Source organism: Micromonospora chokoriensis, from assembly GCF_900091505.1.
Taxonomy (GTDB): domain Bacteria; phylum Actinomycetota; class Actinomycetes; order Mycobacteriales; family Micromonosporaceae; genus Micromonospora; species Micromonospora chokoriensis.
The window spans coordinates 3,654,565-3,678,363 of sequence record NZ_LT607409.1 but is presented as its reverse complement, the minus strand read 5'-3'; the positions used below and the strand labels follow the sequence as shown (position 1 = coordinate 3,678,363).

23 protein-coding genes are annotated in these 23,799 nt (G+C 69.2%); 8 read left to right on the top strand and 15 right to left on the bottom strand.

Translation table 11 applies throughout. From position 1 onward, the window contains the following. Nucleotides 1-30: 30 nt before the first annotated feature. The 3 genes from GA0070612_RS17255 to GA0070612_RS17245 form a co-directional block, all read right to left on the bottom strand. On the bottom strand, nucleotides 31-702 hold the full coding sequence (locus GA0070612_RS17255; RefSeq protein WP_088988827.1) for a trimeric intracellular cation channel family protein: 672 nt from the start codon (nucleotides 700-702) through the stop codon (nucleotides 31-33). Between the two features lie 84 nt (nucleotides 703-786). Then, the gene (locus GA0070612_RS17250) at nucleotides 787-1,494 is read right to left on the bottom strand and encodes an alpha/beta fold hydrolase (RefSeq protein WP_088988826.1); all 708 of its coding nucleotides are present in this window, start codon (nucleotides 1,492-1,494) and stop codon (nucleotides 787-789) included. Nucleotides 1,495-1,822: 328 nt separating this feature from the next. Further along, on the bottom strand, nucleotides 1,823-4,759 hold the full coding sequence (locus tag GA0070612_RS17245; protein ID WP_167393640.1) for an AfsR/SARP family transcriptional regulator: 2,937 nt from the start codon (nucleotides 4,757-4,759) through the stop codon (nucleotides 1,823-1,825). A 680-nt stretch (nucleotides 4,760-5,439) separates the two neighbouring features. Between GA0070612_RS17245 and GA0070612_RS17240 the strand changes: the two genes are divergently transcribed. The 5 genes from GA0070612_RS17240 (at nucleotide 5,440) to GA0070612_RS17220 (ending at nucleotide 11,993) form a co-directional block, all read left to right on the top strand. Next, nucleotides 5,440-6,021 carry a hypothetical protein gene (locus GA0070612_RS17240; RefSeq protein ID WP_088988824.1) on the top strand — a complete coding sequence of 194 codons (582 nt, stop codon included), beginning with the start codon at nucleotides 5,440-5,442 and terminating at the stop codon, nucleotides 6,019-6,021. Between the two features lie 274 nt (nucleotides 6,022-6,295). After that, nucleotides 6,296-6,976, top strand: coding sequence for a lytic polysaccharide monooxygenase auxiliary activity family 9 protein (locus GA0070612_RS17235; protein WP_197699164.1), 681 nt, complete (start codon nucleotides 6,296-6,298; stop codon nucleotides 6,974-6,976). A 514-nt stretch (nucleotides 6,977-7,490) separates the two neighbouring features. After that, a complete protein-coding gene (locus GA0070612_RS17230) occupies nucleotides 7,491-9,941 on the top strand; it encodes a non-reducing end alpha-L-arabinofuranosidase family hydrolase (RefSeq protein ID WP_088988823.1) in 2,451 nt (816 codons plus the stop codon). A gap of 87 nt (nucleotides 9,942-10,028) precedes the next feature. Then, on the top strand, nucleotides 10,029-11,426 hold the full coding sequence (locus GA0070612_RS17225) for a poly(ethylene terephthalate) hydrolase family protein (protein WP_088988822.1): 1,398 nt from the start codon (nucleotides 10,029-10,031) through the stop codon (nucleotides 11,424-11,426). An 87-nt stretch (nucleotides 11,427-11,513) separates the two neighbouring features. Next, nucleotides 11,514-11,993, top strand: coding sequence for an aldo/keto reductase (locus GA0070612_RS17220; protein WP_331716373.1), 480 nt, complete (start codon nucleotides 11,514-11,516; stop codon nucleotides 11,991-11,993). A 204-nt stretch (nucleotides 11,994-12,197) separates the two neighbouring features. On the opposite strand, the gene GA0070612_RS17215 is transcribed toward GA0070612_RS17220, so the two are convergent. From GA0070612_RS17215 to GA0070612_RS17195, 5 genes are all read right to left on the bottom strand, one after another. After that, the gene (locus GA0070612_RS17215) at nucleotides 12,198-12,947 is read right to left on the bottom strand and encodes an alpha/beta hydrolase (protein ID WP_088988821.1); all 750 of its coding nucleotides are present in this window, start codon (nucleotides 12,945-12,947) and stop codon (nucleotides 12,198-12,200) included. 211 nt (nucleotides 12,948-13,158) lie between these two features. Further along, nucleotides 13,159-14,082 (bottom strand): serine hydrolase, encoded by a 924-nt coding sequence (locus GA0070612_RS17210; protein WP_157742522.1) that lies wholly within the window; start codon nucleotides 14,080-14,082, stop codon nucleotides 13,159-13,161. Beyond that, nucleotides 14,075-14,746 carry a hypothetical protein gene (locus GA0070612_RS17205; RefSeq protein WP_157742521.1) on the bottom strand — a complete coding sequence of 224 codons (672 nt, stop codon included), beginning with the start codon at nucleotides 14,744-14,746 and terminating at the stop codon, nucleotides 14,075-14,077. Before GA0070612_RS17205 ends, GA0070612_RS17210 begins: the two co-directional genes overlap by 8 nt. A 149-nt stretch (nucleotides 14,747-14,895) precedes the next feature. Next, entirely contained in the window at nucleotides 14,896-15,396 is a 501-nt protein-coding gene (locus GA0070612_RS17200) for a SigE family RNA polymerase sigma factor (protein WP_088988818.1), read from the bottom strand. Beyond that, nucleotides 15,389-16,279, bottom strand: a complete 891-nt coding sequence (locus GA0070612_RS17195) for a hypothetical protein (RefSeq protein ID WP_157742520.1) — start codon at nucleotides 16,277-16,279, stop codon at nucleotides 15,389-15,391. Before GA0070612_RS17195 ends, GA0070612_RS17200 begins: the two co-directional genes overlap by 8 nt. A 241-nt stretch (nucleotides 16,280-16,520) precedes the next feature. On the opposite strand from GA0070612_RS17195, the gene GA0070612_RS17190 reads away from it, so the two are divergent. Beyond that, a complete protein-coding gene (locus tag GA0070612_RS17190) occupies nucleotides 16,521-17,015 on the top strand; it encodes a hypothetical protein (RefSeq protein ID WP_088988816.1) in 495 nt (164 codons plus the stop codon). A 201-nt stretch (nucleotides 17,016-17,216) separates the two neighbouring features. Here GA0070612_RS17190 and GA0070612_RS17185 read toward each other — a convergent pair whose 3' ends face one another. Further along, nucleotides 17,217-18,461, bottom strand: coding sequence for a hypothetical protein (locus tag GA0070612_RS17185; RefSeq protein WP_231924216.1), 1,245 nt, complete (start codon nucleotides 18,459-18,461; stop codon nucleotides 17,217-17,219). Here GA0070612_RS17185 and GA0070612_RS17180 point away from each other — a divergent pair. Further along, complete coding sequence (locus GA0070612_RS17180; protein ID WP_088988814.1) at nucleotides 18,453-18,710, top strand: hypothetical protein; 258 nt, start codon at nucleotides 18,453-18,455, stop codon at nucleotides 18,708-18,710. The genes GA0070612_RS17185 and GA0070612_RS17180 overlap by 9 nt on opposite strands. 26 nt (nucleotides 18,711-18,736) lie before the next feature. Here GA0070612_RS17180 and GA0070612_RS17175 read toward each other — a convergent pair whose 3' ends face one another. The 4 genes from GA0070612_RS17175 to GA0070612_RS17160 all read right to left on the bottom strand — a co-directional run bounded on the left by GA0070612_RS17175 (nucleotide 18,737) and on the right by GA0070612_RS17160 (nucleotide 22,045). Further along, nucleotides 18,737-19,225 carry a MarR family transcriptional regulator gene (locus GA0070612_RS17175; protein ID WP_231924215.1) on the bottom strand — a complete coding sequence of 163 codons (489 nt, stop codon included), beginning with the start codon at nucleotides 19,223-19,225 and terminating at the stop codon, nucleotides 18,737-18,739. 8 nt (nucleotides 19,226-19,233) lie between these two features. Then, on the bottom strand, nucleotides 19,234-20,481 hold the full coding sequence (locus GA0070612_RS17170) for an FAD-dependent oxidoreductase (protein ID WP_088988812.1): 1,248 nt from the start codon (nucleotides 20,479-20,481) through the stop codon (nucleotides 19,234-19,236). 187 nt (nucleotides 20,482-20,668) lie between these two features. Next, nucleotides 20,669-21,052, bottom strand: a complete 384-nt coding sequence (locus GA0070612_RS17165; RefSeq protein ID WP_157742519.1) for a nuclear transport factor 2 family protein — start codon at nucleotides 21,050-21,052, stop codon at nucleotides 20,669-20,671. Nucleotides 21,053-21,244: 192 nt separating this feature from the next. Then, complete coding sequence (locus tag GA0070612_RS17160) at nucleotides 21,245-22,045, bottom strand: SDR family NAD(P)-dependent oxidoreductase (protein ID WP_088988810.1); 801 nt, start codon at nucleotides 22,043-22,045, stop codon at nucleotides 21,245-21,247. Between the two features lie 83 nt (nucleotides 22,046-22,128). Here GA0070612_RS17160 and GA0070612_RS17155 point away from each other — a divergent pair, with 83 nt between their 5' ends. Continuing rightward, entirely contained in the window at nucleotides 22,129-22,767 is a 639-nt protein-coding gene (locus tag GA0070612_RS17155) for a TetR/AcrR family transcriptional regulator (RefSeq protein ID WP_197699162.1), read from the top strand. Nucleotides 22,768-22,862: 95 nt separating this feature from the next. Here the strand turns inward: GA0070612_RS17155 and GA0070612_RS17150 are convergent, their stop codons facing one another. Further along, complete coding sequence (locus GA0070612_RS17150) at nucleotides 22,863-23,402, bottom strand: TetR/AcrR family transcriptional regulator (protein ID WP_088988809.1); 540 nt, start codon at nucleotides 23,400-23,402, stop codon at nucleotides 22,863-22,865. Then, nucleotides 23,399-23,794: a hypothetical protein gene (locus GA0070612_RS17145; protein WP_088988808.1), complete on the bottom strand. Its 396-nt coding sequence runs from the start codon at nucleotides 23,792-23,794 to the stop codon at nucleotides 23,399-23,401. Before GA0070612_RS17145 ends, GA0070612_RS17150 begins: the two co-directional genes overlap by 4 nt. Nucleotides 23,795-23,799 lie beyond the last annotated feature (5 nt).

The window sequence follows — 23,799 nt, the reverse complement described above, 5'->3', positions numbered from 1 at the left end:
CGGTCTCCTGGTCGGTGCCCGGTGAGTCGGTCACTCAGCTGGTGTCTTCACGGGTTGAGGGCGTCGTGGGCGTACCGCGCGCTGCTCGGGGAACGTCCAGCCGAAGCGGACGGCGCCCAGACGGACGGACATGGTCACGGCCACGCAGACGAGACCAGCGATCAGGATCGGGGTGCCGAACGCGGTGAGCAGAACGAGTGCACCGGCCCCGGCCCCGGCGGCGACGGCATAGAGCGTGCCGACCTGGAGAAAGGAGATCGGCAGGCTGAGGATGACGTCGCGCAGCATGCCGCCCCCGATGGCTCCGATGACTCCCACGACCAACGCCCCGGCTTCGCCGACGCCGAGAGACAACGCCTTCGACGCCCCGATCGCGCCGAACAGCCCCATGACGACCGCGTCCAGCACGGTGATCAGCCAGCCGGCTCGCGCCAGCGCCGGCTGCAGCAGCATGCCCAGGACCGCCGAGGCGCCGGCCACCAGCAGGTACCAGTTCTTCCAGATCACGACGGGCGGCTGGTTGAGCACGACGTCACGCAGGAGGCTTCCTCCGAGCGCCACGGCGAGCCCGATGACGATGACGCCGAGCAGGTCGATGCGGCGATGCCTCTCCCCCGCCGCGAACAGGGCGCCCTGAAGGCCGCCGAGTCCAGCGGCGAGGAGTTCGATCCACAGTGCCACCTGGAACGTCGTGCTGGACATGCGGCGTCACGCTCCGGGTAGCTCGGGGCCGGCTCGCGCTGCTAGGCAGGTGCGGGCCGGCCCTGGATCGGGGATGGTGGTGCGTCAGCGAGCGCCGCCGGCGCTCTGCGCGGCGGTGACGATCACGTCGGAGACGACGCCGGGCTGCGTCGCGAAGAGGGCGTGACTGGCGGCGACGTTGGTGATCTTCGCGTTGATGCGCGTGGCCATGTGCTGCAGCATCGCCTGGTCGAAGGCCCGGTCGTCGGTCGCGATGACAGCCCAGCTCGGCTTGTCGCGCCAGGCGGCGTTCTTCACCGGCGTCGAGAAGGCCGCCATGTTGACCGGCACCTGCGAGTCACGCAGGAAGGCGGCGTCGGCGTCGCTGGCATCCGCGGCGAACCCGGCCTTGAACGTGTCGGGGTTGAGGAACCCGTATCCGTCCTCGGCGACGTCGATGACGAAGTCGGGTGTCGGGCCGAATCCCTCGTACTGCTGGGCGGTGGTCTCGCCCGCGTCCGGTGCCAGCGCGGACACGTAGACCAGTCCGGCGACGGTCGGGTGAACTCCCGCCTCGGTGATGACCGTGCCGCCCCAGGAGTGGCCGACGAGGATCGTCGGGCCGTTCTGCCGGTCGAGCACCCGCGTGGTCGCCGCGACGTCGTCCTCCAGCGAGGTGAGCGGGTTCTGCACGATCGTGACCCGGTAGCCCAGGGTCGTCAGCTTGTCGTACACGCCACGCCAGGCCGAACCGTCGGCGAACGCGCCATGTACGAGCACGACGTTCTCGATTCCTCGACCGTTGGTGCTCATGGGGTTTCCCCTTCCGTCGCCGCACCGGCTCAGCCCGGGCGGGGTCCTGTGCGAACCGGCGACCGCCGGCCGATGTGCAGTATATTGCATGCAACGTATGGCAACAAGGAAGCTCAGACCGTGTGACCGGCCACTCCCTCGACGGAAAAACGGCCGAAAGCGCCGGCAAGACTCCGGCCCCTTCGCCGGGCGGCGTCGAACTGGAAGGTCAGGATGTCCGCCATCGGCACGACCGTCCGGGTCGCGCCCGGTGCCGTTCCGTTCCAGAGCGACGGGAGCGTCACCCCTTCCATCCATACCTCGAACGACGGAAGCGCAGCCGTGAAGTTCAGCGCCCGACCGGGGCGCGGGCCGCCGTATCCGCATCGAGGCGTTCCAGGCGATCGCGGATGTCGGCCGCCTGCGGCACGCTGAGATGACGAACCAGATCACGTGCCTCCTGCCACGCCTCACGGGCGCCGACCCGGTCGTCCACCACCACCGCGATGTCGCCGAGGCGCACCAGACACGCGACCCTGTCCATGCGCGACCCGACCTGCCGGTAGACGGCAGCCGCGCGCTTCATGCCCACCAGTGCGGCGGGAAGGTCACCAGCGGCGCGGCGACAGTGGGCCAGGGTCTCGTGACACAGCCCCTGGCCGTCGAGGTCACCGAGCGCCTCGGCGATCGACAGGGCCCGCCCGACCAGGTCCGTGCTCGCGTCGTGCCGGCCGAGACCGGAGTACGCGGTGGCGAGACCGCACAGGACGGACACCTGGTTGGGCAGATCGTCCAACGACTCGACGAGGCGCAGAGCCCGCTCGTGGTAGGCCACGGCATCACGGTAGTTCTCCTGCGTCGAGCTGACCTGACCGAGATCGCGGTACACCAACGCCTGCTCCGACCGGCGGTCCAGCCCGCTGTAGAGGTCCAGAGCCTGCCGCAGGAGACGCGCGGCGGTGTCGTCGTCACCCAGCGCACGTTCGGCGCCGGCAAGACTGTGCACCATCCGCGCACGGCCGATGGCGTCCCCGGCGGTGGTGACCGCCCGCAGACATGCCCGTGCGACAGTGGCCCAGTCCTGCCACCAGCCCTCGCGCTGGTAGAAGATCCGCAGGCTCGTCGCCAACTGCCAGGCCGACGCCGCGTCCCCGTCTTCGATCTGGCGGTGGACCACTGCCTTGAGGACGTGTCGTTCGGCGTTCAGCCACGCGACCGCCTCCGTGGCGTCGTCCACCTGTCCGACGGCCACCGTGTCCATCGCCTTCGGCGGGTCCAGCGCCTGCCCGGGGGCCAGTAGCCGGCTGGCGGCATACGCCGTCTGCTGGTAGTGCTGGACGATCCGGCGCGATGCCTGCTCCCTGGCCTCGTCGTCCTCCTGCAGGTGGACCAACTCTCGCGCGTATGCCCAGACGAGGTCGTGCGTGGTGAAGCGGCCCGGTGTGTGTTCGACGATCAGCCCGGTGCCCACCAGTTCGCCGACGAGCAGCCGCGCCTCGGCCACTGGCACACCGGCGAGGCTGGCCATCGCGGGAACCGTGACGTCCGGAACGGGCTGGAGCGACAGCAGCCGGAACATACGGGCCGCACGGGCACCGAGCATTCGGTACGACCACGAGAAGATCGCCCGGATGTCGTTGCTCATGTCGGAGAAGCCGTCCAGGCTGCCCTGGGCGTCTCGCAGTTCCCGGGCGATGGCGCTCAGCGCGTGATCCGGATGGGACAGGGCCCGGCCGGCGACCACGGCGAGCGCCAGCGGGAGCCCCCCGCAGCGTTCGATGATCTCGTCCAGGGCCGGCAGGTCCGCTGATGTTCGGGCCGTCCCGATCCGTGCGGTCAGGAAGCTTCGCGCGTCCTCCTGCGACAGGACGTCGAGCGTCATCAGGTGGGCGCCGTGCGCCGTGGCCAGCCCGGTGAGGCGCTTGCGGCTGGTCACCAGCACCAGGCAGCCGGGAGCGCCCGGCAGCAGGGAACGTACCTGCTCGACGCTGTGGGCGTTGTCCAGCACGACGAGGATCCGGCGGCTGGCCAGGACACTGCGATACAGGCCGGAGCGGGCGTGCTGGCTCGCCGGCATGTCGGCGTCCGCGACGCCGAGCGCATTGAGGAAGCCCTGAAGGGCTTCGGTGGGATGCAGCAGGGACTGGTCGGGGTCGAAGCCCTGAAGATCGACGTACAACTGCCCGTCCGGGTACGCGTCGGCCAACTGGTGGGCGAGGTGGATGGCGAGGGAGGTCTTCCCGATGCCGGGGATTCCGTCGATGGCGAGCACCGGCATCGACGTCTGCGTCAACACGTGACCGTTGACCAGGCTGAGGGTGCGGCGCTGCGCGTCGTCCCGGCCGGTGAAGTGCGGAAGGTCGGCCGGCAACTGGGCGGGCAGCACCTCGGTGAGCGACGGTGCACGGGCGACCTGCATCCGGCCCGCGTGTGGGCTCGGAGACGAGGGCTCGTCGGTGACCGGCGCGGTGGTTCCGGCGGCGTTCTGCCGCAGCACCACCTGATACGCCTCGCGGAACTCCTCCCCCGGATCCACGCCCAGCTCCTCGGCGAGTCGACGGCGGACATTCTGGAACAGCGCGATGGCCTCGGCCTGCTGCCCGTCGGCGGACAACGCGAGGAGGAGCTGAGCCTGTAGTGCCTCGTCCCACGGACGGTGGTCCGCCACGCAGCGCAACACGGGAAGGACTGACCGGGCGCGGTCCAGCCGCAGTGCCAGCGAGGTGGCCTCGCGGGCCAGGTCCGCGCACTCATGGTCGACGACGCTGAACGCGAGGTGATCGTTGGCGCCGAGCTTCGACGCCCCGCCGCACGGACCACGCCACAGGCCGAGCGCCTCCTCGTAGACCGACATCGCCTCGGCGAACCGTCCGGCGCCCTCGTCCGACCTGGCCTGGTCGGCAAGGGAGCGCAGTCTCAGCAGGTCCAGGTTGCCGGCGTCGACCTGCATCCGATATCCGGCGGCGTCGCCCAGCAGCCATCGCCCGCCGGATCTCGCCGGAAGACCGGGCTCGAACAGACGCCGCAGTGCGCCCACGTACCGGTGCACGACGTTCATGGCGCTCTGCGGCGGACGCTGCCCCCACACCACTTCGATGATCTCGCCGACACTGACGGGTTGCCCGGCGTTGGCCAGCAGCAGACCCAGGATCAGACGTTGTTGGCGAGGGCCAAGATCCACCTCGTCGCCCTGGCGCCACACCCGCACGGGCCCGAGCACGCCGAAGAGCAGTGGTGTCTCGTCGTGGGTGACGGTCACGATGCCCACCTTTCTACGTCCGTCCACCTGGGAACTGTCGTGCGATCTTCCGGGCCACCCGGCACACCGACGGCTGGTGTCGATCTCGGCTGGGCGCGCCCAGCCCGCCGTTCGGCGTGACACATTCGAAAGGCGTAACCCTGGGCTGAACGGGCCGTTCATGGCGCGGATCACATGCGGCGCACCCGTCCGGGCCGCCGTCCGCTCCCTCTCCCTCGGGCCGGCCTCCCTCACCAGCTGAACAGCTCCGTCGTGCAATATATTGCATGACGGATTCGGCCAACCAGTTATCGAGGCTGTGGCCGTCACCACCGACCGGGGCCTTCCCCGAGCCGGTGTCGCGCGGACCGCCCTCGGCGAGGGAGGTCCGGCTGCGCCAACACTGACGCTGGTCGATGTTGCGAGAACGCCTTCAGACGTGGTGGAATGGCTCATATCGCCGCAGCGCGGGGGCAACCGCGCTGGGAACGGCATGCAACGGGAGCATCGCAGTGCCGGCAGTGCGCCGCTTGGGCAGGCGCTCGCCTGCCGCGCCGCCGGGCCATCTCCACGACGACGGGCGTCCTGCCGGCAGGCAACCTCGCCCGCCGCCGCTCGCACCCCCGGCACGTGTCCCCGGCGGCCGACGCGCTCGATGTCCCACCCGCCGGCCGCGTCCGATTCGGCCTGCCAGCGCATCAGAACCGGCGACGAGGTGAGAAGCAGTCATGATTTCCCGAGAGAGCTTCGCGGGGTGGTACCGACACCGCCTGGTGTGGGTGGCGGTGATCCTGCTGGCGACGTCGGCCGGCGCGGCCGTGCTACTCAACCGCTCCGACTCGAAGGCGGAGCCGGCGGATCTACAGGCGCAGATCGTGGCCCGGATGCGTACGACACTCGAACGGGCGGACCCAGGGCAGCACAACCATGCCGGGCACGGCGCCCAGCAGGTGGCCGCCGGGGAGGAGAAGCCGCCGGTGATCTGCGGCGTCCGCGTCTACGGTTACGAGCCGGCCGACGTGACCACGCTCGCCGACGTGCAGACGGTCTACGGCTTCCACCTCTGCGGGGTCGCCGAGCGGAAGCGCCCGTGGGACGTGGCCGTCAAGCTGGCCGGTCCGGTGATCATGGACATGTCCTCCGACCCTCCGGGCATTCAGGTGGTCGAGGCGACCGAGGACGTCAGGTTCATCGACCGGCTGCGGCAGATGTTCCCGCCCAAGTACGCGACGGTGGCGCAGGAGGAGGCCCTGACGGCCGCAGAGATGGCCGACCAGCGTCGCCGGTATGACGCGGCAGCCGGACTCTGACCACGCCGCGCAGGGCGTCGCTCCCGCACACGACCGGCCACCGGACGTGGAGCACCAGACGGCGGGCCGACCGTCCGGACGCTGCGGTGATGCCTGCGCGGGCGACGCCGCACCTGCGGACCACCGCGCGCAGACCCGTCATTGATCCGACGATTACGGACAGCTCGATCCACATCCGACTATAGACAGATCAACATTGATATTTACATCTGTTAATGCAACAGTGGCCTTGGGAGCGTTCCCACCCCCCGCACCAACGAACGGAGGATGAACAGTGCGTTCACACCAGTTAGGTCAATCCGGCGGACCGTCCCGGTCCACCATCCGCCGGTCGCTCCAAGCGCTCGTCCTGCTGTTCGCGATGGTGGTCGGCACGCTGCCGTTCACCGGAGCCGCCCAGGCTCACGGCACCATCATCAACCCGGCGAGTCGGGCCTATCAGTGCTGGAAGACCTGGGGCAACCAGCACATGAACCCGGCCATGCAGCAGCAGGACCCGATGTGTTACCAGGCCTTCCAGTCCAACCCCGACACCATGTGGAACTGGATGAGCCAGCTGCGCGACGGCCTCGCCGGCCAGTTCCAGGCCCGCACCCCGAACGGGCAGCTGTGCAGCAACGGCCTCTCCCGGAACAACTCCCTCAACCAGCTGGGAGCCTGGAAGGCGACGACCGTCAGCAGCAACTTCACGGTCCAGCTGTACGACCAGGCCAGCCACGGTGCTGACTACTTCCAGGTCTACGTCACCAAGCAGGGCTTCAACCCGGCCACGCAGCAGCTCGGCTGGGGCAACCTCGACCTGGTCGCGACGACCGGGCGGTACGCGCCGGCGCAGAACATCTCGTTCAACGTCTCGGCGTCCGGACGCAGCGGGAACCACATCCTGTTCGTGATCTGGAAGGCGTCCCACATGGACCAGACCTACATGTGGTGCAGCGACATCAGAATCGCCTGATCAGCGACGCGGCACCACTCCGGCCCAGGGCGTTCGGCGTCCTGGGCCGGAGCGCATCCGGCGTCGCGGCGCCGCGCAGGGCAGACGCCTGACCACGTCCCGAGGTCAGGCGTCCCTGTCGTTGCGTGACCAGCGACCCGCAGCCCAGCCGCCTGATCGCAACAGGCCCGAAACTACCGGTTGATATCCCTGGAATTTTCTGCCAGCCTGAAGGCCATCGATGAGTGTGAACGTTAACATGATCGTTTTCGCGCTGGAGGTGCCACACCAACCACCGAACCACCCGCCGTCCAGCCACGCCCAGCGTCCGCCCCGATTCCCCCCAGGCGACCGGGCCTACTCATCGCAACCCTCTATCCGCTGGTCACGTAGCTCAAGCCGACTCAGCTGAGGCAACCGTCCGATGTCATGTCCGGCCTGGCCGGCCCGAATCGACATCGGTACCGCCACCGCCCGAGCGGCCCGCCACCCCACCAGCGACAGAGGTCCCCCATCCCAGCACTGGAGGATCACCATGGTTCCCCGGACCCGTCCCGATCGACGTATCCGACTAAGAGCACTCAAACTTTCCGGAATTGCAGCGATAGTTGCGGCCCTCGTCGTATCGCTGCTGCCCAACCTCGCCCAGGCCGCCGAGACCACCCTCGGCGCCGCCGCGGCCCAGTCCGGCCGGTACTTCGGTGCCGCTGTCGCCGCGAACAAGCTCAACGACAGCGCCTACACGACGATCCTGAATCGGGAGTTCAACAGCATCACTCCCGAGAACGAGATGAAGATCGACGCGACCGAGCCGCAGCAGAACAACTTCACCTTCGGCAACGCGGACCGGATCGTGAACCACGCCCTCTCCCGGGGCTGGAAGGTCCGCGGCCACACCCTGGCCTGGTATTCGCAGCAGCCCGGCTGGATGCAGAGCATGGAGGGCTCCGCGCTGCGCAGCGCCATGCTCAACCACGTCAGCCGCGTGGCCGGCTACTACAAAGGCAAGATCTACTCGTGGGACGTGGTGAACGAGGCGTTCGAGGACGGCAACAGCGGTGCCCGTCGTAACTCGAACCTCCAGCGCACCGGCAACGACTGGATCGAGGCCGCGTTCCGCGCCGCCGACGCGGCGGACCCGGACGCGAAGCTCTGCTACAACGACTACAACACCGACAACTGGACCTGGGCCAAGACCCAGGCGGTGTACAACATGGTGCGCGACTTCAAGTCCCGTGGCGTGCCGATCGACTGCGTCGGTTTCCAGTCGCACTTCAACGCCAACTCGCCGTACAACAGCAACTACCGCACCACGCTCTCCAGCTTTGCCGCCCTCGGGGTGGACGTGCAGATCACCGAGCTGGACATCGAGGGCTCCGGCACCACGCAGGCCAACACCTACCGCAACGTCGTCAACGACTGTCTCGCCGTGACCCGCTGCAACGGGATCACCGTGTGGGGTGTGCGGGACTGTGACTCGTGGCGCTCCGGCGGCACCCCGCTGCTCTTCGAGTGCAACGGCAACAAGAAGGCCGCGTACACGGCCACCCTGGACGCGCTGAACAGCGCCACCCCCACCAACCCGCCTACCGACCCGCCGACCAACCCGCCGACCAACCCGCCCACCAACCCGCCGGGGGGCTCCGCGAACGAGATCGTCGGCACACAGTCCGGCCGCTGCGTCGACGTCCCCAACGCCTCGACGAGCAACGGCACCCGGGTCCAGCTCTACGACTGCAACAAGCAGACCAACCAGGCCTGGACCTACACCTCGAACAAACAACTCCAGGTGTACGGCAACATGTGCCTCGACGCGGCAGGCTCCGGCAACGGCGCCGCCGTGCAGATCTACAGCTGCCACAGTCAGACCAACCAGCAGTGGAACGTCAACTCCAACGGCACCATCAGCGGCGTGCAGTCCGGACGATGCCTGGACGTCTGGAGCACCGCCAACGGCGCCCAGATCCAGCTCTACGACTGCCACGGCCAGACCAACCAGCAATTCCGGCTCGCCGCCCTGGGCGGCGGCTCCACCCCGACGCCGACCCCGAACCCGACGACTCCGCCGCCCACCACCACGTGCGACCTTCCCTCGTCGTACCGGTGGTCGTCGACGGGCGCGCTGGCGCAGCCGAGGTCGGGTTGGGTGTCGCTGAAGGACTTCACCGTCGCGCCGTACAACGGGCAGCAGCTCGTCTACGCCACCACCCACGACACCGGCACCACGTGGGGCTCGATGAACTTCGGCCTCTTCAGCAACTACAACCAGATGGGCTCGGCCAGTCAGAACGCGATGAACTCGGCGACCGTCGCGCCGTCGCTGTTCTACTTCGCGCCGCGCAACATCTGGGTGCTCGCGTACCAGTGGGGCGGCCCGGCGTTCTCGTACCGGACCTCGAGTGACCCGACCAACCCGAACGGGTGGTCGTCGGCGCAGACGCTGTTCACCGGCAGCATCTCCAACTCCAACACCGGCCCGATCGACCAGGCGCTCATCGGTGACGACCAGAACATGTACCTGTTCTTCGCCGGTGACAACGGCCGGATCTACCGGGCGAGCATGCCGATCGGGAACTTCCCGGGCAGCTTCGGCTCCAACTACACGACCATCATGACCGACTCGACGAACAACCTGTTCGAGGCGGTGCAGGTCTACAAGCTCCAGGGCCTGAACAAGTACCTCATGATCGTCGAGGCGATCGGCTCGAACGGGCGCTACTTCCGCTCGTTCACGGCCACCAGCCTGGGTGGCACGTGGACGCCGCAGGCCACGTCCGAGAGCAACCCGTTCGCGGGCAAGGCCAACAGCGGCGCCACCTGGACCAACGACATCAGCCACGGTGAGCTGCTACGCACCAACGCCGACCAGACGATGACCGTCAACGCCTGCAACCTGCAACTGCTCTACCAGGGCCGTTCCCCCAGCTCCGGCGGCGACTACGGGCTGCTGCCGTACCGGCCGGGTCTGCTGACCCTGCAACGCTGACCACCGGAGAGCACCCAGGGGCGAGCGGGCCCGGCATCTGCCGAGCGCGCTCGCCCCTCGCTCCCCCACCACCAGGAGGTACCGACAGTGCGTAACGACGCGCACCACCCCCCGCCCTCTGGGCCTACCGCTACCGAGCCGGTGCGGCCGGACCGACGGGGACGACTGTTCAAGCTCGCCGCGGTCGGGCTCGCCGCCGCGGTCGGGCTGCTCACCATGACGATGACGACCGGGTCCGCCTCGGCCGCCGACAACCCCTACCAGCGGGGCCCGGACCCCACCCGGACCAGCGTCACCGCCGTGAACGGCCCCTTCGCCAACACGTCGGTCAGTGTCCCGACCGGGTACGGCTTCAACGGCGGCCGGATCTACTACCCGACCGACACCAGCCAGGGCACCTTCGGGGCCATCGCGATCTCGCCGGGGTACACGGCGTTGTTCTCCGCCGAGCTGGCCTGGATGGGCCCGTGGCTGGCCTCGCACGGCTTTGTCGTGATCGGCATCGAGACCAACAGCCGCAACGACTTCGACACGGCCCGAGGCACCCAGTTGCTCGCCGCACTGGACTACCTCACCCAGCAGAGCCCGGTACGCGACCGGGTCGACCCCACCCGGTTGGCCGTCGCCGGTCACTCCATGGGCGGTGGTGGCGCGCTGAGCGCTGCCATCCGACGCTCGTCGCTGAAGGCGGTGGTCGGGATCGCGCCGTACTCGCCGTCGTCGAACCTGGCCAACGACCGGGTGCCCACGATGGTCATCTCCGGCCAGGCGGACACGGTGGTCACCCCGTCCTACGCCACCGGTCTGTACAACAGCCTCCCGTCCACGACCGAGAGCGTCTACCTGGAGGTCGCGGGGGCGGACCACGGATTCATGGTCGGGCGATCGAACCCGGTGATGGTCCGGACGATGCTGCCGTTCGTCAAGATGTTCGTCGACAACGACGCCCGGTACAGCCAGTTCCTCTGCCCGCTGTTGGACAACAGTGGTGTGGTCACCTACCGCAGCACGTGCCCGTTGCTGCCCTCGACACCGACCACGCCGACGCCGACCCCCACCGACCCGCCGACGCCGACGCCCACGCCGACCGTCCCGCCCGGCACCGCCAGCGAGATCGTCGGCACGCAGTCCGGCCGGTGCGTCGACGTCCCCAACGCCTCACGCACCAACGGCACCCGGGTCCAGCTCTACGGCTGCAACAAGCAGACCAACCAGCAGTGGACCTACACCTCGAACAAACAACTCCAGGTGTACGGCAACATGTGCCTCGACGCGGCAGGCTCCGGCAACGGCGCCGCCGTGCAGATCTACAGCTGCCACAGTCAGACCAACCAGCAGTGGAACGTCAACTCCAACGGCACCATCAGCGGCGTGCAGTCCGGACGATGCCTGGACGTCTGGAGCACCGCCAACGGCGCCCAGATCCAGCTCTACGACTGCCACGGGCAGACCAACCAGCAATTCCGGCTCACGCCCATCGCCTGACGACCACCACGCGCTCGCCGAACACCATGTCGAGCGCGCGCGGGTCGGCGCAGTCGAGGACGAGAGCACCTGAACAAGCGGACTGACATGGGCGGGCGGGCTCGGCGTGGACGCCGGGTCCGCCCGCTCAACCGGCCTGGTCGACGCGACTCCGGTCGCCGCGCCGAGGCTGTCCTCTCAGCTCAAGAGATGCCCAGCCTCCCCGCCGACACGGTTCCGCCGGTCGGGGCCGGTGGCGCGTTGCCAGCCGGCGGTGCCGGTGACGCCGGTCAGCCTCGCAGGCAGAAGGGGTGGTCGGCCGGGTCGCGTAGGACTCGGAAGCTGTCGGGCGCAGGTTGTTCGCGCTCTTTCAAGGCCTTCGCCGCAGCCGGCGGGACCACCATCGACACGTCCAACCTCTACCAGGACGGACAGGCCGAGACGGTGCTGGGCGGGCTGCTCGGGCATCAACGGGACGACTTTCTGATCATCACCAAGTACAGCGGCACCAGGCGAACACGGTCTGGGTGTTGTCCTGTACTCCCCGCTGGCCGGAGGCCTGCCCACCGGCAAGTACCGGCTCGGTGACCAGGGCCGGCTGACCAGCACTACCGACAGCTCAACGAGGTCAGCGCGATCAAGCTGGGAACCCCGCACGAGGACGTCGCCGCCGCCCTGAGCCACGGCTTCGACGGTGACCGCACGCTGCTCCAGCCTCCGGCCGTTCCGGTCGTCTGATCAAGCGCGGCGTCGTCTGGGCCGTCCGCCCTCCCTGCGATCGACGAGGTGGTCCTAGCCGGCGGTCGCGCGGGCGGCGGTGTCGATGAAGTCGGCGACCGGGCCTGGTTGGGAGACCGCCACGGCGTGGGACCCGTCGACCTCGACGGTGGTGGAACCGGCCCGGTCGGCCATGAAGCGTTGCAGGTCCGGCGGAATGCCCTTGTCCTGCTTGCTGATCAGCGTCCACGACGGGATGGACTTCCAGGCGGTCTTGGTCACGGATCCCGTCTGGGCGCTCTGCGCGGCGGGCCGCTGCGTGACCGCCATCAGCGCGGCGAGATCGGGGTCGACGTCGGCGGCGAACACCGCAGGGAACTTGTCCTGATCGATGTACTGCTCCATGGACGTCGACCCGTCGGGGAGACGGAACGGCACCATTTTGATGGAGGTACCGAGTTCACTCCCCGGATACTTCGAGACCAGGTCGAGCACGCTTTCGCCGACGTCCGGGCTGACGCTGGCGACGTACACCAGCGCCTTCACGTTCGCGGCGCCATCCGCAGCCTCGGTTATCACGATTCCGCCGTAGGAATGAGCGACCATGACGACCGGACCATCGATGCTGTCCACGATTGAACGAACATAGGCGGCGTCGCCCTGCACGTCACGCAGCGGATTGGCGACGGCAATGGCCGGATAGCCTCGACGCTTGAGGTTGGCGATGACCCCGTTCCAGCTCGACGAATCGGCGAACGCCCCGTGGACGAACACAACAGTGGGCAGCCCTGCCTTCTGGCCGGGCGAGTCAGGTGCAGCGGTCATTCGGCATCACCTTTCGGGAGTCCCCCTGCCGCTGACGTCACCACACCTGTGCAGGCGGCGGGAACGTTCGACGGGGTGTCTCACTCGCCGCCCGTGCCGGCACGGGATCCGGGCCTCGGAGGACGGTACAGCACCAATATCCAGCACTGATGAGGCCCCTGTCAGCGAAACCCGAAAGCCGCTCGGCGGGCGGCCACCCAGAGGCGGAGACCTACCCCTGCGACGAACCGTCGCCGGCGGTGGCGGCGCGCATCTCCGTGAGCACGTAGGTGGCGGCCTGCTCGACGACGCGGATGCCCTCCTTCTGACTGACATGGTGGTCGGAGAGGACGGCGATCAGCCAGTCGTGACGATCCTCGACGATCCGTCCGATGCTGTTGACGAGCCACCGACCACCGTCGACGTCAGCGGTGTCCCAGCCGTTCTTGACGTACACGGAGGAACCGCCCGACTGCCGCGCGGCGGTGACTCCCCATCGCTGCTCGGGGATCACCTTCTTCATGAGGCCCATGACGAAGGTACGGTCCTGCGGGGTCAACGGTCCCGTGGGCGATGTCAACGCGGTCAGCAGACGGAGCTGGTCGGCCGCCGTGGTCGTGGTGAGGCCCCAGTGCGAGTTGGGCTTGGTCTCCCGCAGACCGAGTGCGCGGTTCGCGGCGGTGAGTCCGCGCGAGCCGTCGATCCGCTGCCACAGCGCCACCGCCGCAGCGTTGTCACTGGACATGATCATGTCTTCGGCCAACCGCCTGGTGCCGGAGCTCAGGGCCTTGCCCGCCGGCTTCTGGCGCAGCAGCAGGGCCGCGAGGATGTCGACCTTCACGATGCTGGCCGTCTCGAACCGATTGTCGCCGACCGCCACCGCGGCCGTGCCCTGTCGATCCAGTGCCGCCACCGCCAGGTGACCGTCGTACCGCTCGACGTACGCCTCGATACGCGTCCGCGCCTCGGCGACCCGGTCGATGGCCGGTGTCGTGGGGATCGGACCGGCTGGCGAAGGACCGTGCGACGGGCCGGCTCCCCCGCCGTCGCGAGCGCGTGTGGCACCGAAGGCAGCCGTCGCCACACCCGCCAGAGACATGGTGACCGCGGAGACGACCCAACGGCGTGGCAGCTGCCGACCTCCCCGCTCAGCCAAGACGGGCCACCGCCTTCGCGGCGATCGAATCCAGCGCAGCCTGGCTCCCCAGCTCGGGCACCCGGACCGTCGAGACCGTCTCGCCTCGTCTCAGTATCACGACGTACGTGACGGTGGCCGGCCTGTCGTCCCGCCCGATGCGGCCCCGGACGAGGATGCCGGCGTCCCCCAGATATCGTGGGTCGACGACCTCGAAGGACACGCGCGCGCCCTGGACCAGGTAGCTCGCGCACCGTTGCAGGACCCGACGAACGTCATCGACATTCCGCTCGGCCCACCCCGGCTCGTACGTCTCCACCACGTGGTGGGCCAACGACGAGCCGTCCGACGGCCGGTAGTAGCGCTCCGAGGCGGCAAGCCGGTGCGACTTCGCCGCGTAGTCGCTGCTCTGATAGGCGGGGCAGTCGTTCTGCTCCCACGGCCAGGGCGGCAACTCGGTACGAACGTCGCCCCCGTGCCAGTTCGCACCCAGGTCCCCCGCCCCCAGCAGCATGCCCGGACCGCCCGGCTCAACGCTCGTGGTGTGCCGCTTCTCGGTGCCGACGCCGGGCTCCGACCGGTGACACCCGGTGGCCATCACCATCAACGCCGACAGGACCACCGGTACGACAGCAATCGAACCGCGACTCCGGCCCCGGCACGCCCCGCTGCTCGGTACGGACACGTAACCTCCCCCACACAGATGGTTGCCACCGCGGATCACGCCTCGGGCGGCAACGACTGGCATGCTCGCCGCCGATTCGTCGACGCGGCGGGTGCCGTTCGCCCCCAGAGCCCTCGGAGCTGTCGCACCCCGACCGCAGACAGGGCCGGTCAATGGCGTTCCTCGGCGAACAACTCGGAACGGGTCTCGCCGAGCAACTGGCGCAGGCGGTCGAGGGAGCGCATGCTCTGGCTCTTGACGACGGCGGTGGAGACGCCCACCACCTCGGCAGTCGCCTCCACGCTCAGGTCGTCCCAGTAGCGCAGGACGATGATCGCCCGATCCCGTAACGGCAGGGTGGCCACCGCGTCCAGCAACGTCATCCGCAGCTCGGCCGGATGTTCCTCGCCCCGATCCGGCGGCGCCGACATCGCCAGCTCGCGGCTGGAACGACGCCGCTGCTGGTCGATCATGCAGCGCAGCAGCACCTTGCGGGCGTACGCGTGCGGGTCGTCGGCCCGGCGGACCCGGCTCCAGTTGGCGTACACCTTGGCCAGCGTCGTCTGGGTGAGGTCCTGGGCGAAATGCCAGTCGCGGCACATCAGAAACGCGGCGTCGCGCAGGCGGCCGGCGGCCGCCTGCGCGAACTCCACGAAGTCCTCGTCAGCCATTCGACCGGGCCAGCGACGCGAACCTCTTGGCACCGCTTCTGACGAGCTCGGCCGGCAGTCTCGTCCCCCACGTCGGGTTCGCGGCGATCGCGATCGCCTCGTCCACGGAGAGGGCGGACGGTGCCGGAGAGGTTCCCTTGCCCTCCCAGGACAGACAGGTGGAGATCATCAGATCGATCTGCAGGCCGTCGCGGTGGTAGACGGTGACCATCTCGTTCTGCACGCAGTTGTCGGGAATCTCGGTCAGCTCCACCGTCCCCGGCGCCGGGTTGTCGCCGAGGCGGTCCTGGTAGATGGAGAGCCGCAGCATGCCCGGCCCTTCGCCTCGGTCGAGATAGAGCTGGATGTACGGCATGCCGTCACCTGCGCCGCTGCTCCGCAGATTCGCATACCCGCCGGTCTTCCCTTCGGGCAGCAGCCGGGTCAACAGTTCCAACGCGCCCTGCGGGGTGGTGGTCAGCAGATCGCCGCCGGGCCCCGCCTCGATCCTCACGGTGTCGATGACCCTGGTCGAGGGAGTCGCCGACACGGGCCCATCTGGCGCCCCTCTCGGATTGCCTCCACTGCCGTCCACGAACCCGCCCGGGACGTCGCCCGGCACCCCGGGCGGAGACGGCGAGGCCGAGTCGACCACCCCACCCGGCGAACCCACGTTCATCCCGCCGGGCTGACCGGCGTCATCCGCACCGACGCCGAGGGGCCCGGCGACCAGACCGATCACGACCAGCATCACCATCGCCGATCCGCCAGTGCCGAACTGCGCCAGGCGACGCCGGCGGCGCAGTCGGCGGCCCTGCGCCACTGACCGCTCGATCAGGTCACCCAACGGTGGTGCGGGGTGTTGGGCCAGATCGTCCCTGAAACGTCCACGGACGTCACCCATGTCCCGTACCCCTCCCCGGCCGGGCGCACCCTGTGGCAACCCGTCTCCTACCTGACGGGTTGGCGGGCCGGTTTGGTTACCGTCTTTCGACACGAATTTTCCGACGGCGCCCCCGTGGTAGCGGCACGCTTCGTCGAAGCCCCTGGGTCGGTCGACCGCCTCGCCTGCCGTACCCGACGTTTGGGGCTGTCAGCCATGCTGGAGCCGGAAGCCCCAGGCCGGCACCACACGAGGGGGACTCGTGCGCAAACCAGCCAAGACAGCCGCCCTTCTCGTCGGACTCGGCGTCGGCGTCGCCGCCGGTCCGTCCCTCGGACCGGCCGCAGCCTGGTCTGGTATCGCTGTCGGCGCGCTCGGGGTCGCGCTCTTCCTGGTGGGCACGCGGGAGTCCGATCTCGTCGGAGACGGCGGGATCGACGACGAGGAAGCCGAGGTGCCCGACGACGGTGCGGCCACCGCCGTGGAGCGACGACCGCGCAACCGACAGCGAGCAACCTTCGCCCACCTCGGCCCTCACGTGGAACAGATCCTCAGACTTGCCGAGGAACAGGCCAGCACCATCGTCGAACACGCGCGGCTCGAATCCGAGAGGCTCGTGGCCGCCGCCCGACGGGAGGCCGACGCACACCTGAACCTTGCGCGGGAGCAGACAGCTGGGCTCACTGGAGCCCAACAGGACCTGTCTCCGCTACCGCCTACTCAGCCTTCGGGCGAGGACCCGAGCCATCGTGATTGACGACCTGACGTGCGACACCGAGTGCTCGGCCGTGCGAGGCCGACGGTCGAGGTCCGGTATCGGCCACCAGGACGTTGTGGCATCCGGTCCAGGCGACGACATCCGAGAATATGAGGGAGCAGGCGGTCTGGAGCAGAGTCACGTCGGGCACCGTGCCGGACGGCGTCGCGCCCGGCAAGGGGCGCGACGCCGTCGCCGTCCCTAGAACCGCGCGGGTCGCCAGGACGGTCCTGCGATCTCCGGCGGTGCGGTCAGCGACGGGACCATGGCGTGCCAGATGGCGTGCCAGGTGCTGGGAGGACGCGCCAAGGTGGCGCACACCTCGCCCGCCAACTCCTCGGGGCTGCGGCCACGCCACGGGGTGTCGACGAAGACCTGGTAGTCGCCGTTGAACTCGAGGGCGACCCGGAACAGCTCCTTGTCGCGGTAGTCGTTGGCTACCCAGCTGGGTCGGAGGTTGTAGGTGAGCAACAGTTCCCGGTCCACGTCTGTCAGAACACGTCGTCCGACCGACCTCTCGGGCGTTTCCCACGAATGGTCCGCGGCCACCCGTGCGACTTCTGCGTCGTACTCGGCGGCGGCGAAGGAGACGCCCCGCATCATGGGCACCTCGAGCGACCAGTCCCAGTGGACCCGATCGCCGTCACGCGTGATGGTGACGTCTGTGGATCCACAGCCGTACACACCGCACTCGCAGCGCGCGATCGGAACGGTGCGTGGCTGGGAGACGGCCACCAGACGATTGGTCGGCACCAGGATCTGGTACGGATCCATCCCGAGGCCTGCTCCGGCAGCTGTCATCTCCGTACCGTTGACGTAGACCTGCACGTGGAAATCGCCGCGTGCGCGGGGCGTCGGCGACACCTCCAGGCGGAGAGAGTCGACGCCGGGCCGGCGGGCGACTCCCCCGCCCGACGCAAGGGCGAAACCGGGAGGGACAGTGCCCGGGAATGGGATCTCCAGCTCCTGAAGCGACGTGGTCACGAGTTCGCGAATGTCCCAGGAAGAGTCGTTCGCCGAAGCACCGGCGAGTTCGCGCAACGTCGGAGAGTCCAGCCCGTCGACCAACGCCTGGCAGGCAGCCTGGATCAGAACCTCCGAGCCGCATCCGGTCTCGGCGTCCCACAGTGCCACAACGTCGTACAATCGCTGCTCCGCACACCCGCCGCCATCCTCAGTCACGCTGGCCATCATCCACAGCCCTCGGGAGGACCGCACCACGGTTTCCCGTCCCGACGCCGACGGCACTCCTGAGGTGGCACGGGCTGATATCGGCTGGCGCGACCTGTGGCAGTGGGCCATGGTCTGGGGGTGATCGTCATCCAGCGGGTACGTGTGCGATGGAGCGCGTCCAGCCGCGGCGCTCGCCAGGCCAACGCCCGTCGCGGACTCAACCGCCCGATCGAGCTTCCTGCGCCGCAGCCAGCAGGCGATGTCGTGGTTCACGACGTCCTGGCCGACGAGGCCGACAACTACTCGCTCCGCACCGACGTGCTGACCGGTGGCGTGAGCATCGCCCGCAGCCTGGGTCTGTGGCTCGCCGTCGAGGGCTCGGCGGTGACCGTCGAGCGCCTGCCCGGCAGGGCGGCGTTTCCCCGCGCGGGAGCATCGACCCGCTTGTTCACCCTCGCGCACGGGCAGGTGGGCCGGCCACCGTGTCCACCTTTACGGTGGCCGCTCCGTGCGCCGACGTAACCACTAGCGAGCCCGTTCGGCGCCCCTCAGGCGGACCGCTGTGCGGTGTCGCCGCCGCGGAGGCGGTCCAACTCGGCGAGGTACATCGCCTGTAGGCGCTCATTGTGGCGGACGAGCAGCGTGACCTCCTCGACGCTGTAGCCCTCGATGAGGCGCTCCGCCCGCTCGGCGAACGGCTCGTACGGTCGCTTCAACTCGGCGATCCGCTCCGGCCGCAGGGTGACGATCAACCGCCGTCGGTCCGTTGGATCGCGCTCGGCCGTCACGTAGCCCGCCTGCTGGAGCCGGCGGAGCATGCTGGTCACCGCCCCGGTGGTGAGGTTGGTCCGTTCGGCGACCTGCCCGGCGGTGGCAGATCTGGCGTCCGCCAGGTAGTCCAGGCACTCCAGGTCGCTGACGGTGAGGCCCAGCCGCTCCGCGATGGCGTACCGGAACACCATGGACAGCCGCGACGTCTCCCGGCCGGCGCGCATGAGGTCGGCGATCGCGGACGCACGGGCCGGTTTGTGGGGCATGCCCGCAATCATGCCTCCGGTACGGTGACCCGGTGCAGCCGAGGTAACACGCGGGTCAGCACCCAGTGCGGTGCGGTCGCGCCCCCGGTCAGGCGGCGCATGAGCCCGGCGGCGGTGTCGACGGCGCGGAAGGCGTAGGGCACCATCTCGTCCTGATAGCGGGCGATCGCCTCCTCCACCGGGGTGCCGTTCGTGCGAGCCTGGACCAGCCTGCGACCGAGCAGGGCGGCGTCGCGGAGTGCCGTGTTGCCACCGTGAGCGCCGAACGGCGGCATGACGTGTACGGCGTCGCCCATCATCGTGGCCCGGGGCACCGCCCACCGTCGCGGACGCCGGCCGGTGGCGAAGAGGTTGAGCACCGTGGCGTCGAGCTCGGCCGTGGCGACCAGCCGCCGGATGACCGGGTGGAAGTCCGCACTCGTCCGCGAGGCGAGTCTCCACAGCGCCAGCAGGTCCCCGCGTACCCCGAGGGGCACCTCCTCCTGGCGGAGCAGCAGGCCCCACATGACGTAGTCGTAGCCGGTGGGCGCATAGCTGCCCGGGGCCAGGCGCGCGAACGCCTCCGGCGGGCTCTCGCCGAACCGCATGGGGGTGAAGAAGAAGGCACGGCCCGGCTGGTCGGCGATGGCCAGGACCCCGCTGGTCCGCAACGCGTCCGGGATGACGCTCTCGCCGTTGCGCAGCAGGGGTGAGCGACCGTAGATGCCCGCCATCGGGGTGTTCGTCGGGTCCGCGTCCGGCATGAGCTGCGCGCGCAGGGCCGAGCCGACACCGTCCGCGCCCACGACGACGGTTGCCGCGGCGGCCCCGCCGTCGGAGAACCGCATCCGCAGCCCTGCCGGGCCGCCGCTCTCCACCGCGACGGCGTCCTTGCCGTAGTGGATGCGCCCGTTCAGCCCGGACTGCAGGATCGACCGCAGGGTCAGCCGGTCGACCTGGCGGGTGGCGTGCGGCTCGTCCTTGAAGGTGATGGTGAACGCGTCCCGCAGCCGGCTGTCGGTGAAGCGTAGGTGCCCGCCGGGCTCGTCGCCGGTGGTCAGCGCCAGGTTGTACAGCTGGCGGGGCAGGCTCTCGCGCAGCGCCTCCAGCCCGTACCGGTCGAGGATGATCCGGTAGCCCTGCCGCCGGACGAACGGGCCCGGGTCCCGCTCGTAGACGTGCACGTCGATGCCGGCGCGCATCAGGTACTGGGCGAGGCAGAGGCCGGAGAGGCCGGCGCCGGCGATTGCCACTGAGAAGTCCGTCGATACGGCCATGCGATTATCTTAATGACTAAGATGATTGGGGCAAGGCCGCCGGCCGGCCGGTGTCGACGGGTGGCCCGGCCGGGGGTGGCCCGGCCGGGAACTCCCCGCCGGGCCACCGCCACCAGAACCGACGGCTGCTCAACCGGCGCCAGCGGGTTACGGGTCCGACCGGACCACACGCAGCCGCTGGCCGCGCTCAGTCGAGCGGTCGGTTGTATTCGTGGAATCCGACGACCTTGCCGTTGCGGACCATGATGTGGATGCAGTGCCGGGCCGCGTACGGCTCGCCGAAGAAGACACCCCGAGCCCAGTCCTCGAAGACGACCCGGTCCTCACCAACGGTCCTGGAAATGACCTCGACCTGGTCGAACCGGCTGGCACCAGGTGCGAACACACCGAAGAACCCGACCAGCTTCTCGCGCCCCTCGGCCCCGGTGAAGTGGCCGGTCTGCGGGGCCGGGAGGATCACGTCAACCTCATCGTCGAAGAGACCGAAGAAGCCTTCCCACGAACCGGTCTGGAACCCTGCGATCAGGGCGTCGTACGCCTTGTCGGCGATCACTCGAACATCGTCGCTCATCGTCTTTTCCTTAAGGTCTGCTCTGTGCCAGGTCGGTGCGGGCCGGAGTGTGTCCACTACCGGACGCCCGGGAGCACACAGAACCCCCGCACCGACCCGAGGGGCCGCTGTGGGATAGGCCGCTGTCAGCCCGGACCCACAGCGTCGACAACTGCCGCGTGGACGCCTCGTGCGCCCACCGGCGTGCGGGGGTCAGGTGACGTTGCGGATGTGGCCACCGTCGACGCGGATGTTGGCGCCACTGATGTATCCGGCCAACGGGCTGGCGAGAAAGGCGACCGCGGCGGCGATCTCATCGGGCCGACCGAGTCGTCCGATGTCGTTGGGCACCAACTCGTTCGTCGCGTCCTGCTCGATCTGCTCCCAGGTCTCGCCCCATCCCCGCTCGGGGGCGATCTCGATCAGCAGGTCCTTGACGGCCTCGACGAGGATCGCTCCGGGCGCGACGATATTGGACGTCACACCGGTGCCCCTCAGTTCCCGGGCGAGCGATACCGCCAGGTTGTGTCGGGCGGCGAGGGTGGCGTTGTACTGCGGGTGCTGGAACAACGGCTGCGTCGCGAGGCCGCCACCGATGGTGATGACGCGCCCCCAGCCACGCTCACGCATCGATGGCACAAGTCGCTGGATCATCCGTACGCCGGAGATGACGTTGCCCTCGTAGGTCTCACGCCAGGAGTCCGGCGTGGCGTCAGCCCACGACAGATGCTTGTAGGCACCGGCGTTGTTGACCAGGATGTCGACCGGGCCGCCGGCCAGAGCCGCGGTGGCTACCGCGTCCGCGCCCTCGTCCGTGGTGAGATCACCGAGCGCGATGTCGGCCTTCCCGCCGACTGCGCGAATCGCTTCGGCCACCGCCGCGGCGCGCTTCTCGCTCCGGCCGTGCACGACCACCCGGGCGCCTTCGGCGGCGAGCAGTCGCGCCATCGCCTCACCGAGGCCGGAGCTCGAGCCGGTCACCAGGGCACGCTTGCCGGTCAGTTGTAGGTCCATCACATTCCCCTAGTCTCTATACCTCAGGCCGCTATGTCTACGACTGTAGACTTGGCTGAACGAAGTAGTCTACACTCGTAGATGTGACGGCAGACACAAGCGGATCCGGCGACAGCCCGCGACGGCGCGACGCCAGCGCCACCCGCGAGGCGATCCTCAACTCAGCGATAGAGGCGTTCACCCGCCTGGGCTACGACGGAGCCGGCGTACGCGAGGTCGCCGGAGGCGCAGGCGTGACCGCCATGCTGGTGAACCGTTACTTCGGCTCGAAGGAACAGCTGTTCACCGAGGCGGTCGACCGCTTGTTCGCTCCACGAACCGTCGTCAGCAACGACCTGGGCGTACTGAGCGAACGGACGGCGGCCAGGTTGGCCGCGCGGACCGCACCCGAGGCGGACAGCCTGGACCCGTTCGTGCTGATGCTGCGATCGGCGGCCAACCCACGGGCCGCCGAGATCATCCGTGCGGGCATCGAGAAGCACGTGGGTCGGCATCTGACCGACATGCTGCCCGGGCCTGACGCCGCCCCCCGCGCGGAACTGCTTCTCGCCCTGATCGCCGGAGTGTGGCTGATGCGGAAGGTCATCGCGACTCCGGCCCTCGCGGGGATCGACGAGGGCGCTCTTACGCGACAACTACACGAACTGATGGAGGTCCTCGTCAACGCCCCGCCGGCCACCAACGGCGGCGATGCCGCACCCGGTGCGATCAGCCCCAGCTGACGAGAACGTGCGGGCTGACCGACGCCGGGGCGCTCGCCCAGCAGCCCAGCAGACGGTGTCCCGCCGAGGCCGGAGCAGAACACCCAGGACCCTGGTCAGAGGCGGAAGGCGGCCAGGATCAAGCTCGCGTAGCGACGCCACACGGCCGGGTCGCGTTCGTCCAGCGCGATCAGTTGGCGGACCACGCCGCACAGCACGACGCGGACGTCGAGGGCGCCGACGTCCGGCCGGACCGGTCCGGATGCCTTCGCCGCCTCAAGGAGTCGGCCGATCAGGTCGACGAGTTCCGCGGCGGGCAGCAGACGACCCTCGAAGAACACCGCCGCGAGGCCGCGGTCGCGGGCGAGATGTTCGAGCAGGTCCGGCACGTAGTCGCGTAACGCGCGGTAGGCGTCGTCGGCGGCAAGGGCGGCCAGCGTACGCGCCCGCAGCGCACGGAAGCTCTCCTGTGCGACCGCCAGCACCAGGTCGTCCTTGCTCGGGTAGCTCCGGTAGACCGTCGCCCGTCCGACTCCGGCGCGCGCCGCCACCTCGGGCACCGTCACGTCCAGACCGCGCTCGGCGAACAGCTCACGGGCCGCCACCACCACCCGCTCGTGGTTGCGCAGCGCGTCCGCACGCCGGTGCGCGGTCACTGCCGGTCTGCTTGGGGCTGCGGCAGCCCGGGCTCCTGGTCGACGTCGAAGCCGCTCTCGTGGACGTGCTGGAATCGACCGTCCTCGGCGAGCGTGGCGAAGTAGTACACCTCCCGGTGCACGACCGTTCCGTCGGCCGTGGTCATCCGGTAGCGGTGCCGCTCGGCGTAGTTCGGACCGTCGTACAGCTCGTCGAGCACGGTCACCGTGCCCTCGACGACGTTGCCGCGAATGCCGGCGACCATCGCCGTGAACGCGGCACGGTCGCGCGTCCGACCGTCGGCGACGTGGACGAGGCCGGGGGCGTAGTACTTGTCCACAGCCTCCTCCACGGTGAGGCGCGGCTCGAAGGCCACGTCGCGGATGGCGTCGCTGATGCGTACCGGTGTCATCGGAT

What these genes read in the sequence shown, in the direction of transcription:
- GA0070612_RS17165 (WP_157742519.1), bottom strand. Translation starts at nt 21,052, where the DNA reads ATGAGCGACGATGTTCGAGTGATCGCCGACAAGGCGTACGACGCCCTG.
- GA0070612_RS17170 (WP_088988812.1), bottom strand. Translation starts at nt 20,481, where the DNA reads ATGGCCGTATCGACGGACTTCTCAGTGGCAATCGCCGGCGCCGGCCTC.
- GA0070612_RS17255 (WP_088988827.1), bottom strand. Translation starts at nt 702, where the DNA reads ATGTCCAGCACGACGTTCCAGGTGGCACTGTGGATCGAACTCCTCGCC.
- GA0070612_RS17145 (WP_088988808.1), bottom strand. Translation starts at nt 23,794, where the DNA reads ATGACACCGGTACGCATCAGCGACGCCATCCGCGACGTGGCCTTCGAG.
- GA0070612_RS17160 (WP_088988810.1), bottom strand. Translation starts at nt 22,045, where the DNA reads ATGGACCTACAACTGACCGGCAAGCGTGCCCTGGTGACCGGCTCGAGC.
- GA0070612_RS17230 (WP_088988823.1), top strand. Translation starts at nt 7,491, where the DNA reads ATGGTTCCCCGGACCCGTCCCGATCGACGTATCCGACTAAGAGCACTC.
- GA0070612_RS17200 (WP_088988818.1), bottom strand. Translation starts at nt 15,396, where the DNA reads ATGGCTGACGAGGACTTCGTGGAGTTCGCGCAGGCGGCCGCCGGCCGC.
- GA0070612_RS17250 (WP_088988826.1), bottom strand. Translation starts at nt 1,494, where the DNA reads ATGAGCACCAACGGTCGAGGAATCGAGAACGTCGTGCTCGTACATGGC.
- GA0070612_RS17195 (WP_157742520.1), bottom strand. Translation starts at nt 16,279, where the DNA reads ATGGGTGACGTCCGTGGACGTTTCAGGGACGATCTGGCCCAACACCCC.
- GA0070612_RS17240 (WP_088988824.1), top strand. Translation starts at nt 5,440, where the DNA reads ATGATTTCCCGAGAGAGCTTCGCGGGGTGGTACCGACACCGCCTGGTG.
- GA0070612_RS17220 (WP_331716373.1), top strand. Translation starts at nt 11,514, where the DNA reads ATGGGCGGGCGGGCTCGGCGTGGACGCCGGGTCCGCCCGCTCAACCGG.
- GA0070612_RS17215 (WP_088988821.1), bottom strand. Translation starts at nt 12,947, where the DNA reads ATGACCGCTGCACCTGACTCGCCCGGCCAGAAGGCAGGGCTGCCCACT.
- GA0070612_RS17175 (WP_231924215.1), bottom strand. Translation starts at nt 19,225, where the DNA reads ATGCCCCACAAACCGGCCCGTGCGTCCGCGATCGCCGACCTCATGCGC.